Genomic DNA, 16,820 nt, shown 5'->3' on the forward strand with positions numbered 1-16,820 from the left:
GTATTTATTTTTTTAACGAAGCAATGAACGAACCAGGGGGCGCAGTATGGCAATTAATATGAAAACAATCGAAGAATGGATTGTTGAATCAAATACAAGACATGAAGAAGACTTTGGACACGTTGTGGAAGAAATGAAAGAAGTATGTGTCGGACTTGATAACGCGACATTAATTTATACGAAAAATGTATTTTGTTTCGGTAAAAAAGTAGAAGTGTTTTTCTTCTTCCAAGACCATGTCGTGATTGGACAAGAAAAAGACGAATATATTGAGATTGAAAAATTAAAGTATGATGACATTACAAATAATAATTTAAAAACAAATGACAAAAATACAACGTTAGAATTAAAGTTTGCTAACGGACAATCTATTAATTTAGATAGTTTAAATGATAACTACGGTACGAAAAATTGGTTATTTGCTAGACAAATTAAGAGTATTTTTAAGTTAATCTAGTAAAAAAGCACGCCGTCCATCGGCGTGCTTTTAACTATGCAAAACCCCTTTTAACCAATTCCGCGCTCGATACGCCCCAACAGGAATTTGAATAAGAGACGTTTCATTCCCAGCATCAATACCGTACAATTGATCACATGAATTTGTATCAAAACTAAGTAATGGATGCCCGCCCATCCCCATCGCGGTCGCTGCAAAAACGAGTTTATGAACGAGTATACCAGCTTCCATTTGGTGAATACGATATCCTCTATAGCCTAATGCACGTGTATAGTAATCTTTCTTTCCGACTACATGTAAGCAAAGTGGTACTTGAAAAAGGTTTACGTTATCCATCGTCATACTAGATTGAAGAGGGTAACGAAGGTCTCCATACCGAATTGGTTGTATCGAATGTGTTTTACTATTATAAGCGTAAGCCCCGTTTTCAATATTTTTCACGTTATAAAAACATCCATATAAGAAGACGCGTGCATTTTCATTTGCATACTTACCGTCAAGGTCGTTGTAATAGGGGAAGGAGAGGCTCGCTTCTTGTAGTAAAGTAGCGAGCTCGGCTGCATCCCATTTCGTTAAAATAAAGTCCGCATCAGGAGAATATCGTTTTTTACAAAGTTGTAGGAAATCATACGATAACCGTTCTACTTTTGGTAGCTGTACAGCGTACGCATTATGTTGATAGTGCTCTTCATGATGTAGTGTTTGGAAGTGTGCTGTCGATTCGATCATAGAAGCTTCATTTATTTTTGTTATCATCGGATATTCACCTACATGTTTTGAGCGAACGAAATGTTCATGTGCTAACGGCGGAATTTGTTGCAACAACTCATGAGAAGTAACTGTTTTATTTTCACGGTAATCATTGTGAAACCAATTAGTTTCTGGCTCTGTACTTAAAGGAATAACGGCATACACACTTTCTTCACCTTCTGACAATCCGAGTAAACGGTTCAGTGCACGGTCTAGAAATTGAAAGTATACGCCGTTCGTATAACCGAACTGTTTTGCACATTCTAGTAATTGTCCAATGAGAACCCCGCTATCTAATCCTTGAAGGCGATATGAAAAATTATTGTATTTAAAGAAATTTTTCCAAAACATAGTAGATATAAATGCAGCACCGAAACAATCATGTATATTACAGCGATTACCGAGTGCGTCTGCTAAATAAGAATCGAAATTTCCTTCGCGAAGTAAAATAAGCCGGTGATGCGCGGCGTCATAATGGTAAATGCCGTCTGGATAATCGTCAATCTTTAAATAGATATACAATTCATTCGGATATAAAGCGCCGCCTGAAGGAATAGATCTTCGTAATACATTTCTCTCGCTATTTAGCTGACATAATTGTGTTACACCAAATGAATACCAAAGGTAGTGACCAATTTCATCTAAAGTAGGTGTAGTAGAAGAGTTCGGTAAAGATAATGGGATTTCTAAGGAGAGCGGGATGGTAGGTACATTTCGATATAATTTATAAGGAAGCGGTGCGTCTTTCCAGTCCACCTCATGATTCGGCATAATTTCATCGATAGAGAAATGGAGATGATGTAAAAAAGTATCTAGCTGCATGAAATCCCTCCTTTACTATGGAAACGGATGTGGATGTGGATTTAATCTTTCATTCGTTAAAGGTTCGTCTGTATATCCAAGTGTCATCGGTACGGTATATACCCGGTCCAGTCCTGTAATCCGAGTAAGATGGTGTCCGAAAGTCATCGGTAACATGCCTGGAATAATAACTTTTACACAGTGTAGTCCGTTCTTTTCTATAAGGGGAACGGTTTGATCTACAACGATTATTTCAAGATTAGATTGATGCAAACGATTTAAAAGTTGGTGGAGATCGGATGTTAAATCCATATCAAATGATTGTGATACATTCATTTCTTGGAACGTTTGCACCGGTGCATCTTCTCGTAAAAGGAAGTGAAGACGTTCTTCCGTTTCTTTCAATCCGTACAGCATACTGTGGTCTTCCATTTTATTAACGAAATAAGGATCTTGTAAGCATTTTTCATAGTATTCTCTTTTGTGCTCGAGCTCATCGTCTGTTATAAGTAACATGCCTGCGATTTCTTGAATGGCACTTTTTAAAGCTCGAATAGGATCTAAATGAGCACCTCCCGCACAAACAACGTTCATTCCATTTTCACGTGTGTTTTTTGCAATTACCCATAAGCTCGGGATGCCGTGTTCCATCGTCGCATTAAAAGCGTGTAATTCATATCCGGTAATCGTACGTAACCGCTGAATCATTAATTGTAATTCTGTATCATTTGCTGAACTCAGATCAAGGCGGGGAAGAGGTAATTCGGCATACCAAGTGAGTAAGAAGGCATCACGCTCTACAATTTCTAAAATGCCGTGAAAAATCGCTTCTTCTAAACTACCGCCAATTGCACATCCATTTGATGTTTCATACACGAAAGCATCTCGATGACCGAGGCTATAATAAGCAATTGATTCAGGAACTAAAAGCGGTCTGTTTTGTGATAAAGAATATCCCCATACCCAGTTTTGCTCATAATCAGGATCAAACGGCTTAAATGGAAAATTATCACGACTGTAGTGTTCATTTGTATGCACACCGAGTGTAAGGGGATTTAGTGCATGTTCCTCTAAATCATGAAAACTACCATGCACATTTGTCTTTTTCCCGCGAGGCGACATACCGCAATATCGTTCTAAACCTTCTAAAATAGCAGTTGCTTCACTCACTGCAAATGAATGAGTTCGGCCTGCAACACCTTCATTTCCAAACATTAATGGCATGTTTATAATGACGTCAGCGAATGGCAATAAAGAATGCTGCATTTTGCCGTTCAACATACCGATCCGATAATCTAAATAGTCTTTCGTTAAAAATGTGTTTAATTCATGAATGGAACGGCAGCGATACGTTTCGGTGCTTACTTTTAAACTCGGTTGTAAAGAAACTACCGCCGCATCCGCAGTATCATCAGGTAAACTACTACATACAGGACAGAGAGGATCTGGAAGAAAAGAATGCCGCGTACATTGTAATGTTTGTAAGTTTAGTAAAATAAGTTCATTTTCTAAAGAAGAATGGTTATGAGTTAATATTTTTTCTGTTTCTGCGCAAATAAGATGGCACATTTGTAACATGCCATTTTGGGTGGCACGTACATCACGCCTCGTTCCATTTTCGGCTTTAAAGGCATATTTCCGCTGTAGTTCCCACATTTCTTTTTGATCAAAGCCAGCGATAAAACGGCGTCCATCAGAACAATGGGAACATCCGGGCGTAAGAGGATGAATGTAAGGACCGATAATACCTTCGCCAAATGAAGTGAAACCACGAAGCCACGGAATATGATTTGAGCGAAAAATTAGCTCAGCATCATGATGAATAGTAGAAGGAGATCCATCATGTAATACGAGAGCGAGATAAATATTTTCAGGAAGTTCTTCTGTAAGAGTATGCTGACGAATGATGGAATATTGTTTGCATAATTGATCATGTACATAGTCTGCAAGAAGGCCATCCCCTATAAGCAATATATTTTGAGTCATAGACCGTCCTCCTTTGCAATTAATACGCCATACACACCGTCTAAGTTTTCTTTCAAAAATGGTTCGATTGCTAAATCAAACACGAAGGGATAAAAATTATGTTCTTCTAAATGCTGTAAGGCAAGCTGTAAAGATTGCACACTTGGAATTTCTTCTTCCGCTTGTATTTCCACCCTAAAAGAATCCGTGTCATATAAAATAATAGATGATTCAGGCAAGATATTAGCTCTGTAAGGAGTCTCTTCACTTTGAATGTGGAGCAGTGATAGTTGTAGTGCGCTCCGTAACGCTAACGTCATATTAATATTAGATGCACCGTACCATTTATCATTTATACCAACCCAAACGACTGGAAAACTGAGAATCTCTTCACTCATTGCGATTTTAGGTGTTTCATGAATTGTAGCAAGGGCATCGTAATAAAATCTACAATGTTTATCGTGAATATCAGTTAAATCAATCGTTGTAAGTTCTTCTAGCATATGTGACTGCCGTTCATACAATTTATTATTTAAATGTTGTTGTAGTGCCCGGTAAAATCCTTCTGTCATCGTTTCTCCAGCGCCAATACCGATATCGTTATGTTCAGGAATAAGGCGGTGAATGATTTCTGCTACATATGTTTCAATTCCTGTTAAACCAGCTTCTCGGCGTGCTTCATTATGAGTTAATCCACTGCGAGTCATAAGAGGCAGAAGGGGAGCTGGGCCATCTGATAATGGATTGGCTACTTGAATATAGCATTGTGATAACGGTAATTGATATGAATCTTGTTCATCCCATACATGGAATATACCGGCTTCTTTAGAAGTTAATGAGTCGAAAAAGCGGAATACATCAGTTGAAGTATGTTGGTTGGACCGATGCTCAAGTTTTTCAGAAAGATTTTCTATCGTATCAATTGTAAAACTTTCATCAGTTGCAAGAGGGTGTTTTATAAAAGGATGCCACGTTCCTTCAAGTGTTTCATAGTTTAATAAAAAGAATTGTAATTCTTTTTCACGATATAAATCATCCGCGACATGTTTAAACAATTCAAAAACGATTACATTTGCTAACATTGCAGATGTAAGTGGTGAGAAGGAATCTGATGAATTTTCATTTTGCAAAGTCGTTTCATGTAGCCGATGCCATGCGGATTCCCAGCATTCATCACGATTTTCCGTTACGACAGGTCCAGCTATACCGAGTGTTGATAAACAAATAGCTGGTATAAAATTCTTTTTCGTTTCTCTACAAATAGTGTGAACTGTTTTTAAACCGTCAATGTCTCCATTTTGAGAAACATATAAAATCCAATCAAAAGGTTCGAATACTTCATGCAAGGGACGGTCAATTGTAGTATCGATTTCTTGAATGAGTACACCGTTATCAACTTCATATGCACGTTCTATTAGCTCATGTATTCTGTCATAGTTTGTTTCATCTCGATCTGTAACGAGGTAATGAAATGTAGGTAAACCAGATTCTAATAAAGAAGAAACTAAAGAAGTAAGCATATCTCCGGAGCCAAGTACAAGGACATTTGCTCCGCGGTACGTTTCAAATTTTAAAGCACCTGAATGAGAATCAGCTTCTAAAAATTCAATTTGTGAAGCATATCTGTCGAGTAATGTACTGTTTAATTCATGAGGTGCATCTTGATTTGCATCGCGAACGAAACCATTTTCATATAAAACCTCTCCAATTTCAAATACACGATTTTGATAGGGGAGAGGGAGACCATCAGTTATTTCTGCTAAAGAATAATTACCGTTAAACATTGGCATTAATTTTTCAATCCAGTCATAAATTCCATCACCGTCCATGCGAAATGAACTGGCGTTATTTCGAAAATAGACACCCCCGTTTGAATGGGGCAGGAAGAAAGTATCCTTATTTACTTTAAGTTTTGCATGAATTGGAAGGTTATTCATTTTAATCCTCCTTACGTTTAGGCATACATTATTATCTTATGTCATGAAATTTGTCCCGTATGAACGCAAAAAAAGGCTGTAGAATGATGTATTCTACAGCCTTTATATATTAGATTATTAATCTATCAACCTTCTAATAATAATGATTTTGGATCTTCAAGCATATCTTTAACAGCAACAAGGAAGCTAACTGCTTCTTTACCATCAACAATACGGTGATCGTAAGATAAAGCAATGTACATCATTGGGCGGTTTTCCATACGCTCGTTATCAATTGCAACTGGGCGTACTTGGATTTTATGCATTCCTAAAATACCAACTTGAGGGCTATTTAGGATTGGTGTTGACATTAGAGAACCGAATACACCCCCGTTTGTAATTGTAAATGTACCACCTTGTAGTTCTTTTAATGAAAGTTTGTTATCGCGTGCTTTCATACCTAAATTACGAATTTCACTTTCGATTTCAGCGAAGTTTAATTGGTTAGCATCGCGTACAACTGGAACAACTAATCCATCTGGAGCTGCTACTGCAATACCGATATCATAGAATTTTTTGATGATAAGCTCGTCACCTTGAATTTCAGCATTTAATAATGGGAACTGTTTTAATGCTGCAACAACTGCTTTTGTGAAGAATGACATGAAGCCAAGACGTACATCATGTTTTTTCTCGAAAGCGTCTTTACGCTCTTTACGTAATTCCATGATCGCACTCATATCAACTTCGTTAAATGTTGTTAACATTGCAGATGTTTGTTGAACTTCTACAAGACGTTTTGCAATTGTTTGACGGCGGCGGGACATTTTCACGCGCTCAACTGGTTTTTCGAATTCTGTTTTTGCAACTGGAGCAGCTGGTGCTTCTTTTGGTGCTGCAGCATGAGCTTGTACATCATGTGGTCTCACGCGTCCAAGTGGATCTGTGCTACGTACGTCGTTTAAGTCGATTCCTAATTCACGAGCCATTTTTCTAGCAGCTGGTGATGCGATAGGACGGTTCGTATTTGGTAAGCCTTGTAGACTCGTAGTTTGTTCAGCATTTGGAGCCGCAGCTTTCGGTGCTTCAGCTGTTTCTTGTTTTGCTTGCTCAGCAGGTGGTGCAGGTGTACTTACTGCAACTGGTGCTCCATTAGCATCTAAAATTGCGATAGTTGCGCCAACTTCAACTGTATCCCCAGGTTCGCCTAGTAACTTCGATACAATACCTGAATCTTCTGCAATGATTTCTACATTGACTTTATCAGTTTCAAGCTCAACAACGCTGCCGCCTTTCTCAACTTTGTCGCCTACGTTGATAAGCCATTGTGAAATAGTTCCTTCGGTAATAGATTCTGCAAGCTCAGGTACTTTAATTTCGATCATTTTAAATGTCCTCCCCTTATTTGCCTAACGGTGTGTTTTTTCTTCTTTTGTCTTCGGTAATCTCCATTTGTTAGCCTGGCCTTGGGCAGAATATCTGCCCAGGGAACAAGCTAGAAACCTTCATTATTACTTTTTAGTTGCTGAAAACTTCAATTTCTTGTTTATCTTGACGGAAGTTATACTTCACATCTAAAGCGTGTGCAACAATTAGTTCTTGCTCGGCTTTGTGAGCGAATGGATCGCCGCCAGATGGACTAGAGCGATCAGGACGTCCAATGTAACCTGTTTTCACTTTATCTCCAGCAAGTTCGAACAGAATTGGAGCCATGTAATGCCATGCGCCCATATTACGAGGTTCTTCTTGAACCCAAATGATTTCTTCTAAGTTTTTAAATCGTTTAATAATAGATTGAACTTTCTCAGCAGGGAATGGGTACAATTGCTCGATACGAACGACATGAACTTCGTCTAAGTTGTACTCATGTTTACCAGACTCGATTTCTGCTGCTAAGTCAATCGCCATTTTACCTGTGCTTAAAACAAGACGTTTTACTTTATTTGGTTTCGTGCCAAGGTTTTCTTGTTCTAAAGCAGGTTGGAAACGTCCTTCGCTTAACTGACTAGCAGTTGAAAGCGTAAGTGGGTGACGTAATAAACTCTTCGGCGTCATCAGTACTAATGGTCGAACAGCTTCTGTTCCTAAGATAGATGCTTGACGACGCAGGATATGGAAGTACTGTGCCGCGCTCGTTAAGTTTGCAACTGTCCAGTTATTCTCAGCAGCTAACTGTAAGAAACGCTCTGGACGTGCACTAGAGTGCTCTGGTCCTTGACCTTCATAACCGTGTGGTAATAGAAGAACTAAACCAGATTTTTGACCCCATTTTGCTCTTCCAGCTGAAACATATTGATCAAATAATGCTTGCGCAGTATTTGAAAAGTCACCATATTGCGCTTCCCACATAACAAGAGTTTCTGGAGCGAATACGTTATAACCATATTCGTAACCAACAACAGCAGCCTCTGATAACGGACTGTTATGAACAGAGAATGATGCATTAATGTTTGGTAAGCGATGTAATGGTGAATATGTTTCATTTGTATCAGTATCGTGTAATACGATATGACGGTGCGCAAATGTACCACGCTGTGAATCTTGACCAGTTAAACGAATTGGCGTACCTTCTTGTAAAATAGAAGCGAATGCTAATGACTCAGCAAGTGCCCATTCAATTTTACCGTTCTCGTCTAAAGCATCTTTACGGCGCTCAAGAATTTTCTTCACTTTCGGATATACGTTAAAGCCTTCTGGCCAAGATAGTAGACCTTCATTAATTGCACGAAGTGAGTCAATCTCAACACCAGTATCAATTGGTTGAATGCCTTTTGCAACAACATCTGGCACTTTAACGTGAATTGTTGCATCGCTCGTATCAGCTGGCGGTACTTGTGCATAATCGGATTTTAATTGTTCTTGCGTAAACTGAGTAATTGTTTCAACCTCATCTGCATTTAGAACACCAGCAGCTTGTAATTGATCTGCATAAATTGCTCTTACAGTTGGGTGATTTTTAATTTTTTTGTACACTTGTGGTTGCGTAACCGCTGGGTCATCCATTTCGTTATGACCATATCGACGGTAACCGATTAAATCGATTAAGAAGTCTTTTTTGAACAACATGCGATATTGAATCGCAAGGTTAGCAGCTGCAAGACAAGCTTCTGGATCATCAGCGTTCACGTGAACAATCGGAATATCGAAACCTTTTGCAAGGTCACTTGAATATTTCGTAGAACGAGAATCATAGCTATCAGTTGTAAAACCAACTGCATTGTTTGCGATAACATGAATCGTTCCGCCTGTTTGATACGCGTTCAATCTGCTTAAGTTGAGCGTTTCAGATACAATACCTTGACCAGGGAATGCAGCATCACCATGAACTAAAATTACGAATGATTTTGAAATATCTTGATCTGGAAGACCAGATTTTTTACGATTCTCTTGAGCAGCACGTGCGAAACCTTCTACTACAGGATTCACGAACTCAAGATGACTCGGGTTATTTGCTAATGTCACGCGAGTGCTAACTTCTTCGTTACTAACGACTTGTTCTCTACCTAGGTGGTATTTTACGTCGCCAGTCCAGCCAGAATTGGCTACTGCGCCTTCTATTTTTGCATGTTTGAACTCAGCAAACATGTGACTATATGGTTTTTCTAATACGTGAGCAAGTACGCTTAGACGACCGCGGTGAGCCATACCAATCATGACATCCTCTACACCGTTCTTAGCACCTTCTAGAACAATTTCATCTAAAACAGGCACAAGCATATCAACGCCCTCGATAGAGAAACGTTTTTGCCCAACGAATGTTTTATGCAAGAATTGCTCGAAACCTTCAACAGCTGTTAAACGTTTTAAAAGAGCAGTTCGTTTTTTATTTGATAGTGGTTGACGCAATGAATTTGATTCCACCATTTGATGCAACCACGTGCGTTCTTCACTATCTTGTATATGAGAAAATTCATAAGCTAAAGATTTTGTATAAACGTCTTTTAATCTATGAATTACATCAAGTGCAGTGTGAATACCTTCTGGTGCATCTTGCCATACTGTTTTCGCTGGAATCGCTTTCAAGTCAGCATCGCTCAGTTCGTTCATTGCTTTCTCAAGAAGAGATTGTCCATTTGCAGCATCTTCCATCGGGTTGATGTGAGCCAACGTGTGCCCGAAAGAACGAATCTGCTCAACAAGTTGAACGACTTTAAGAATTTTTTCAATGTTACCTGTGTTTTGAGGAGAAAAATGTGTTGCTGTGTTGTCCCCTGTTACGACATCATCTTGAAACGAAGGAGCTCCAAAAATTTCAAAAAGCTCTTGTAATTCCGGATCAACAGAACCTGCTCCAGTTACGTAAAGATCATACTGTTCAATCACATAACCAAGGTTCGGACCGTGGAACTTGGCCCAAGGGTTTGTCGTTGTATTCTTCCTCGTCATTTGTTTAAACCTCCCAATGCATATAATCCTTTTCCATACAAAAGGTGCATTTTGCTCTTTTCAATAATTGATGAACCAATAATCAATGTAAATGTTTTCTTTACTCTTATGTTATTACAATAATTTACATAATACCAAACACTATTACTTATCTGTTTTGTAAAAAAACATTCACAATAACTTATCACCCAAGTTAATCTTTCACTTTATAAAGTAATTTTACAGAAAAATGGGGTGGATATATTTGGTATACCTACATTGAAAACTAGAATTGTTACATGTAAATATAAGTATAATCATTGGAATGTTTTGATAAAAGTTGATTCGAATTATGTATATTGAAATAATAAGCGCTTTCATAGATATTATACAACAATATAACGGAATATAGTATAAAAAATAAAAAATTATGAATTTACCATAAACTTTATTTCGATAGTGTTAAATATCGAAAGGAAAATGAAGGATTTCTACAAAAAAAGTGGTTAAACATAAAAAATGCTTTATAACCCGTTAGTTTCTATAAATATGCCAAAAAACACCGTAAAACAAATAACACATTGCATCTAATAAAGCAGAGAATGAAATATTTTAAAAGGATAAAATAAATATGAAGATATTAAATTTTTAAAAAAGTGAGGAGGAAATATAGTAACGATTACATACAGTGTTCCATGTTTTATTACAAAATAGACGTGCTGAAATCGAACAAGTTTCTTCTATATAAATAGAACGAAAACTGATTGAAATAAATGTAAAGGAACCTTGACGTAAAGTTTACTTTACATATATACTCGATATATGGAAGGAGGGAGAAATTTCCTTGGAAAATAAAATGGTCGAATACCGAAAGAAATTTGGACTATCTCAAGAAAAACTGGCCGAGAAACTCGGGGTTTCCAGACAAACCATTATCTCAATTGAAAAAGGGAAATACGATCCATCACTTCCGCTAGCATTTGAAATAGCAAAAACATTTCAGACAACGATAGAACATGTATTTATTTATGAAGGAAAAGAAGGGGAGGAGTAAGAATGAACTATTCACAAAAGTACTTTGTAATCATGGGAATTATCTTTCTATTTATGAGTGGATTTATGATATTAACAGGTATAATGACGCATTCTGCACCGCCGGCTATAACGTATCCATTGCTTGGGATGATGATTATGAGTTTCTGCCTAAGCTACTTACACCCACAATTTAAAGAAAAAGATGAGCGAATGAAATTCATTCGTTATAAAGGAATGTTTGTAACCTTTTTTGCATTAACAGTATATTATCTTCTTTTCTCTATTGGCTTAAACTTAAAAATACTTACACTATCTGCTACTGAATTATTGAATATACTTATGGCACTTACGATGAGTACCGTCTTTATCTCATTTGTTGTTTTGGCAAAAAGATATTAAGATGGAAGAGAGAAAGGAAGATTAACATATGCAAATGATGTATGCTTTTGGCATTGGGCTTGTATTATTTTTAGCCGTATTCTTATTTATTCGTAAAGATGTTCAAGGTGGGACATTAACGAAGCGAGGATTTTATAAATTAATCGGCTGTTTAGTTGTTATGCTTATAGCGATTATTGTAATGATCGTATTAATTAATCAGTCACTATAGAATGTAAAAACGGAACTTTACTTCGGTAAGGTTTTTCTTTATTGTTAAACCTAAAAATTACCGCTAAATCCATTTACTGTAAATAAATTGTGTTATATAATCCAATGAACTGATAGATAAGGAGTGTAGTATATGAATAAAAAAACTATCTTCTATTTATTAACTTGTATACTACTTGTAGCTAGTACTACTTATATAATATGTAACAAAAGAGAACAAGTGCCACCTATATTAGTATGGGACGAACAAGAATACTATGTTACGAATGAACCTGCCAAAGTAGAAGAAGTTGGGCAAAAACTTGGCGAAGTAACAAAGAAAATTAAAACAAGTAAAAACCCTACTAAAAATAGAGAATCTAATACATTACAAGAGAAAACAGAAGTGTTTACAATGATTGAGGAAGAAAAAAGTGAATATCCGCCTTTAATCATAAAGGAAGCTTATAGTGATGAATATAGGGTAGTGAGGCCGATGTTGAAGCAAGTATTATGATGAAAAGGGGATTCATATGCAGAAAGAAACTGCGTATCTATGGTTGTTAAGAAAAACTTTTTCCTTTGCTTTATTTTGCCTCCTATCGGTGCATTTTACATTGTAATGAATAGAGGGGCACTACAAAAGAGAGACTTCATTTTATATTTATTATTTGCTGCTATTAATATATCACTTTGGTTATCGCTTATGATCTTTGATCGGACTATATGGATGGTAGTAGGGAACAGAAAATGTGGTTCATTTGTGCTACGGATACAGATTGATAGAAGAGAGGCCTTGTAGGAATGCTGCAAGGCTCTTTATATTTTTGGGAATTAATAGAAAATTAATCATATAAATGCTATACTAAAAAATGTTTGTAATGTCAGTTTCATAATATTGTATGATACTGACTTACTAGAAAAGATAATGAGGAGAATGAGCGTGCAAAAGATAAAGAGATTATTGCTATTAATGATGGTAGTAGGATTAACAGCGGTTGTTTTAGCAGGGTGTGCAAATCCGAAAGATACTACAGAAGAATTTTTAACAGCGATACAAAAAGGTGATGTAGAAAAGGCTCGTACATTTGTTGAGAGTGACAAGGAATTTAATAAACTAAATGAAAAAACAGATGATGCTGAGGCAAAAGCAATGCTAAGTGCAATTACAAAGAACTTTAAATTTGAAAAGCTAGAAGAAGTATCGAAAAAGGATGACAAAGCAGAAGTGAAAGTGAAAATTACATCTGCTGATCTATCCGTTGCTGTAACAAAAGCAGTGGGAGAAGTTATGCCAATGGCCTTCGCTAGCGCATTTAGCGAAGACAAAGAACAATCTGAAAAAGCGATTGAAAAAACAATGACCTCAACTATCATCAAAAACTTAACGGATAAAGATGCAGCCATGGCAACTCGCGAAGTTACATTGAACTTAAAGAAAGACAAAGATGGCGACTATAAAATCGTTGCTGACGATAACTTGAAAGAAGTATTGTTTGCCAATGCAAAGTCTTTGGAGAAGATGTTTGGTGGGAAGTGATTGAATTAGATAAAAAAGAGACACCATATCACGTAGAAGGTTGATATGGTGTCTCTTTTTTATGAACCTGGAGAGGTTTGAACTCACGAAATTAATTATATAAATTAGATATTATGTTTTTTGAATTCAAGACATAAAGCTAGTTGTAACAGAGGAGGTACTGTATTCTATGTTTTCTTATGCGGATCCTGTAACGTAGAAAGGTAAAATTTCTGGACCAGATTTTAATTAGTGTTCCTTCAGCTTTAATGAGGAGGTGTACGAAGATGTTGTGACTATGCCTGCTGGATACTATTAATTGTGAAGTTAAATAAGAAAACAATTTATTAGAGGAAGATTAGTTAGTTTAAGTATCAGATTTAGGTGTTTAACAGGGGTACTAATTAATTTCAGTTCTTCCATGAAAAATTATAGAAAAAGTATGGATAAACAAATTCTTGTTTTAAGTGAATTTTGTAAATGTGGGGGCTGCTTTAAATAAAGATGGTCAAACACTATGTAAATAATTGAGAGTATTAAAATATGCAGAATTGCATATTAAATATTTAAAATCTTATGCTAACCTTATAATGCGAAATATAACATTTGTTGGTAATGATTCATTTTTGAAAGATAAAAAATGAATCATTACAGTGGTATACAATTCACTGTCCTATAGCATAAACGATAATAACGAAAGCTATTTGAAGTCCTTTGAAGGAAATAAGTTATTAAAAAAGATTCCATATAGAAAATTTGTTGAAATTTCAGATGTAACAAATGTCATTTTATTTTTAATGTCTGATAAAAGCGATGCCATTAGAGGGCAAAATATTGTGGTTGACTATGGATATACAATTGTATAAATAAATCATCTTGGGATTTAAGGGTGTGGATAATGAGTTTACTAATTAAAGATTTAACAAAGAAATTTGACGAGCATGTTGCAGTGAATAATTTGAATATCGAGATACCAAAAGGTGAAATATTTGGATTCTTGGGCGGGAATGGAGCAGGTAAAACGACTACATTTCGAATGATACTTGGACTTTTATCGAAATCAAGTGGGACCATTTCATGGAATGGTAAACCTATAAATTATGGTGTTACAGATAAAATTGGGTATTTACCAGAAGAACGTGGTCTTTATGCGAAAATGACTGTCAAAGAACAAGTTAACTTTTTTGCAAAACTAAAGAACATGAAAAGTAAAGATGCAGAAAAAGAACTTCACTATTGGCTGGAGCGTTTTAATATTACTGAGCATCTGAACAAAAAGGTAGGAGAACTTTCTAAAGGGAATCAGCAAAAAATCCAGCTGATAACAGCGATTATACATAAGCCTGAACTCTTAATTTTAGATGAACCATTTAGTGGTTTAGACCCAGTAAATGTTGAAATGTTAAAAGACGCTGTTCTTGATATGCAAAAACAAGGGTCGTCAATTCTTTTTAGTTCACATCGTATGGAACATGTGGAAGAGTTATGCCAACACATTTGTATTATGCACAAAGGTGTACCTGTTGTTCAGGGTGACATTGCCAAAATTAAAAGTGATTTTGGTAAAAAGAACGTTGTAATCGTTGGCGATCATGACTTTGACCATTTGAAAGAAATAAAAGGTGTAGAAAGTATGAAGAAACGTAAAAATGCAGTTACTCTTAAAATTTCATATGAAGAAGTGTCACATGTTTTATTTAAAGAGATAACAAAATTAGGGTATGTTAAAAAGTTTGCAGTAGAAGAGCCTACATTAAATGATATCTTTATTGCGAAAGTAGGTGCACAAAATGAGTAGTTTCTGGACAATTTTTTTACAAAACTATAAATCTAAAGTGAAATCAAAATCATATTTTGCTATTACAATAATAGTTTCTATGTTAATTATAGGATTGATGAATTTTGACAAGATTTATAACTTGTTTGCAGGTAACGAGGACGATCAAGTTGTTGTTGTAACAGAAAAAGAAGAATTATATTCAACCATTCATCAAGTGTTTAAAAATGTCGATAGTAAGATACAAGTTAAACGTAGCACGGATAAACAAAAAGCAGAATCAGGTGTTAAAAATGGTGATTATACATATGCAATCGTTGTAGAGGAATTGAATAATAAACAATTAAAGGCTACGTATATAACTGAGACGGATGTAAATCAGCAAGATGTTAGCAAGGTTCAAACGATTTTATCTCAAATACAATCTTCTAACTTCGCCCAGCAATTGAATCTATCGCAAGATGAATTAAAGGTGTTAACAACGCCAGTAGAAATTCATACCAAAACGGTTTCAGATAAGGTTAAAGATGGAGAACATACTGAGGGTGTAGGGATTTTAATTAATGTCTTTATCATGCTAAATTATCTAATGATATTAATGTATGCTGCACAATTAGCAACAGATGTTGCAACAGAGAAATCTTCTCGTGTTATGGAGTTAGTTGTTTCAAGTATTTCGCCTACCAAACATTTATATGCGAAGCTATTCTCGACATTATTGGCTGGTATTACGCAAATCATAATTTGGGGCTTGGTCGCAACTGTTGGATATAAAACAGCAATTAATGATTCGAAAAATGATATTTTAAATAGTATTGATTTAAATTCTGTTGCTCCAACTCTAGTGTTTTATGGGATTCTATTCTTCACATTAGGATTCTTATTATATGGCTCATTATCTTGTCTATTTGGCTCTATCATTACGCGTATAGAGGAATCTTCTCAAGCTGTTATGCCGCTGATGTTTATGTTACTTGCTGCTTTGTATATTGCAATTTATGGAATGTCAAATCCAAGCAGCATGGTTGTTACCATTACTAGTTATGTACCTTTCTTTACTCCTATAGTTATGCTTGTACGAATTGGATTCCTTAATATCCCAGTATGGGAGATTGCGCTAGCATTAGGGATTCTAATCGCAACAATATGTATAATGATTGGTTTAACGAGTCGTGTTTACCGCGGTGGCGTATTAATATATGGTAAAGGTGCATTTAGTAATATCAAAAAGGCAATCAAGTTAGGGCAAAAATAGGATTCGTCTATTCATTTTTAAACTTAAATTTACAAAGATCTGCATAGTTAAACTGTGTAGATCTTTTTTGTTGAGAAATTTATATAAATAAATATAAAAATTGTCGTATTAGGCTATTTTTCAAAGAGAATTTTAAAAAGCTCTCAAAAGAGAGTAAAGAATCGAGTTCTAGCGAACAACGCAGAGCGATGATTAATATAATTTATGTCTTTCTCCAAAATGGAGAAAAGAAGTAGGGAAAAAATTTAGTTTTAATAATAATCATTTATTTGCTACATAAAGAAAACCCCTTGACTTGAAGTGAACCCGAATAGTGGTACATGAAAAAAACACCTCCTGAATTCGCATACTAAGTATGCAAATTCATTGGAGGTGTTTTTCGTTTGAAGACA

Annotated in this window: 14 protein-coding genes and 1 pseudogene; 10 read left to right on the forward strand and 5 right to left on the reverse strand. The window is 35.9% G+C overall.

Annotation, left to right across the window (positions count from 1 at the left end):
- Window positions 1-46: 46 nt before the first annotated feature.
- Entirely contained in the window at window positions 47-457 is a 411-nt protein-coding gene (locus ASE54_RS18455; protein WP_000996807.1) for a DUF3908 family protein, read from the forward strand.
- A gap of 30 nt (window positions 458-487) precedes the next feature.
- On the opposite strand, the gene ASE54_RS18460 is transcribed toward ASE54_RS18455, so the two are convergent.
- The 5 genes from ASE54_RS18460 to odhA all read right to left on the reverse strand — a co-directional run bounded on the left by ASE54_RS18460 (window position 488) and on the right by odhA (window position 10,275).
- On the reverse strand, window positions 488-2,029 hold the full coding sequence (locus tag ASE54_RS18460; RefSeq protein WP_001175535.1) for a SagB family peptide dehydrogenase: 1,542 nt from the start codon (window positions 2,027-2,029) through the stop codon (window positions 488-490).
- Between the two features lie 15 nt (window positions 2,030-2,044).
- On the reverse strand, window positions 2,045-3,994 hold the full coding sequence (locus ASE54_RS18465; protein WP_000192994.1) for a TOMM precursor leader peptide-binding protein: 1,950 nt from the start codon (window positions 3,992-3,994) through the stop codon (window positions 2,045-2,047).
- Entirely contained in the window at window positions 3,991-5,910 is a 1,920-nt protein-coding gene (locus tag ASE54_RS18470) for a putative thiazole-containing bacteriocin maturation protein (RefSeq protein ID WP_001061571.1), read from the reverse strand. Before ASE54_RS18470 ends, ASE54_RS18465 begins: the two co-directional genes overlap by 4 nt.
- Before the next feature lie 125 nt (window positions 5,911-6,035).
- Window positions 6,036-7,274: a 2-oxoglutarate dehydrogenase complex dihydrolipoyllysine-residue succinyltransferase gene (odhB, locus tag ASE54_RS18475; protein ID WP_000569920.1), complete on the reverse strand. Its 1,239-nt coding sequence runs from the start codon at window positions 7,272-7,274 to the stop codon at window positions 6,036-6,038.
- Between the two features lie 133 nt (window positions 7,275-7,407).
- Window positions 7,408-10,275, reverse strand: coding sequence for a 2-oxoglutarate dehydrogenase E1 component (gene odhA, locus ASE54_RS18480; protein WP_000197141.1), 2,868 nt, complete (start codon window positions 10,273-10,275; stop codon window positions 7,408-7,410).
- Between the two features lie 823 nt (window positions 10,276-11,098).
- Between odhA and ASE54_RS18485 the strand changes: the two genes are divergently transcribed.
- The 9 genes and pseudogenes from ASE54_RS18485 (at window position 11,099) to ASE54_RS18525 (ending at window position 16,428) form a co-directional block, all read left to right on the forward strand.
- Complete coding sequence (locus tag ASE54_RS18485) at window positions 11,099-11,308, forward strand: helix-turn-helix transcriptional regulator (RefSeq protein WP_000428510.1); 210 nt, start codon at window positions 11,099-11,101, stop codon at window positions 11,306-11,308.
- 2 nt (window positions 11,309-11,310) lie between these two features.
- On the forward strand, window positions 11,311-11,688 hold the full coding sequence (locus tag ASE54_RS18490) for a hypothetical protein (RefSeq protein ID WP_001109897.1): 378 nt from the start codon (window positions 11,311-11,313) through the stop codon (window positions 11,686-11,688).
- A gap of 28 nt (window positions 11,689-11,716) precedes the next feature.
- A complete protein-coding gene (locus ASE54_RS18495) occupies window positions 11,717-11,899 on the forward strand; it encodes a DUF3976 domain-containing protein (protein ID WP_001178294.1) in 183 nt (60 codons plus the stop codon).
- A gap of 132 nt (window positions 11,900-12,031) precedes the next feature.
- On the forward strand, window positions 12,032-12,394 hold the full coding sequence (locus ASE54_RS18500; RefSeq protein ID WP_001036577.1) for a hypothetical protein: 363 nt from the start codon (window positions 12,032-12,034) through the stop codon (window positions 12,392-12,394).
- A 16-nt stretch (window positions 12,395-12,410) separates the two neighbouring features.
- Window positions 12,411-12,679: pseudogene (locus ASE54_RS37605) on the forward strand (hypothetical protein).
- Window positions 12,680-12,820: 141 nt separating this feature from the next.
- Window positions 12,821-13,417: a DUF4878 domain-containing protein gene (locus ASE54_RS18510; RefSeq protein WP_001169502.1), complete on the forward strand. Its 597-nt coding sequence runs from the start codon at window positions 12,821-12,823 to the stop codon at window positions 13,415-13,417.
- A gap of 632 nt (window positions 13,418-14,049) precedes the next feature.
- Complete coding sequence (locus tag ASE54_RS18515; RefSeq protein WP_003258596.1) at window positions 14,050-14,262, forward strand: SDR family oxidoreductase; 213 nt, start codon at window positions 14,050-14,052, stop codon at window positions 14,260-14,262.
- A gap of 32 nt (window positions 14,263-14,294) precedes the next feature.
- Window positions 14,295-15,194, forward strand: coding sequence for an ABC transporter ATP-binding protein (locus ASE54_RS18520; protein ID WP_000054722.1), 900 nt, complete (start codon window positions 14,295-14,297; stop codon window positions 15,192-15,194).
- A complete protein-coding gene (locus ASE54_RS18525; protein WP_000094236.1) occupies window positions 15,187-16,428 on the forward strand; it encodes an ABC transporter permease in 1,242 nt (413 codons plus the stop codon). Before ASE54_RS18520 ends, ASE54_RS18525 begins: the two co-directional genes overlap by 8 nt.
- The last annotated feature ends 392 nt before the right edge of the window (window positions 16,429-16,820 follow it).

It is taken from the genome of Bacillus sp. Root131, assembly GCF_001429475.1.
In the GTDB taxonomy this organism is placed as follows: Bacteria; Bacillota; Bacilli; order Bacillales; family Bacillaceae_G; genus Bacillus_A; species Bacillus_A thuringiensis_S.

Bases quoted from the DNA above. Each gene is read 5' to 3' on its own strand.
- ASE54_RS18455 (WP_000996807.1), top strand. From the start codon at position 47: ATGGCAATTAATATGAAAACAATCGAAGAATGGATTGTTGAATCAAAT.
- ASE54_RS18460 (WP_001175535.1), bottom strand. From the start codon at position 2,029: ATGCAGCTAGATACTTTTTTACATCATCTCCATTTCTCTATCGATGAA.
- ASE54_RS18465 (WP_000192994.1), bottom strand. From the start codon at position 3,994: ATGACTCAAAATATATTGCTTATAGGGGATGGCCTTCTTGCAGACTAT.
- ASE54_RS18470 (WP_001061571.1), bottom strand. From the start codon at position 5,910: ATGAATAACCTTCCAATTCATGCAAAACTTAAAGTAAATAAGGATACT.
- odhB (WP_000569920.1), bottom strand. From the start codon at position 7,274: ATGATCGAAATTAAAGTACCTGAGCTTGCAGAATCTATTACCGAAGGA.
- odhA (WP_000197141.1), bottom strand. From the start codon at position 10,275: ATGACGAGGAAGAATACAACGACAAACCCTTGGGCCAAGTTCCACGGT.
- ASE54_RS18490 (WP_001109897.1), top strand. From the start codon at position 11,311: ATGAACTATTCACAAAAGTACTTTGTAATCATGGGAATTATCTTTCTA.
- ASE54_RS18495 (WP_001178294.1), top strand. From the start codon at position 11,717: ATGCAAATGATGTATGCTTTTGGCATTGGGCTTGTATTATTTTTAGCC.
- ASE54_RS18500 (WP_001036577.1), top strand. From the start codon at position 12,032: ATGAATAAAAAAACTATCTTCTATTTATTAACTTGTATACTACTTGTA.
- ASE54_RS18520 (WP_000054722.1), top strand. From the start codon at position 14,295: ATGAGTTTACTAATTAAAGATTTAACAAAGAAATTTGACGAGCATGTT.
- ASE54_RS18525 (WP_000094236.1), top strand. From the start codon at position 15,187: ATGAGTAGTTTCTGGACAATTTTTTTACAAAACTATAAATCTAAAGTG.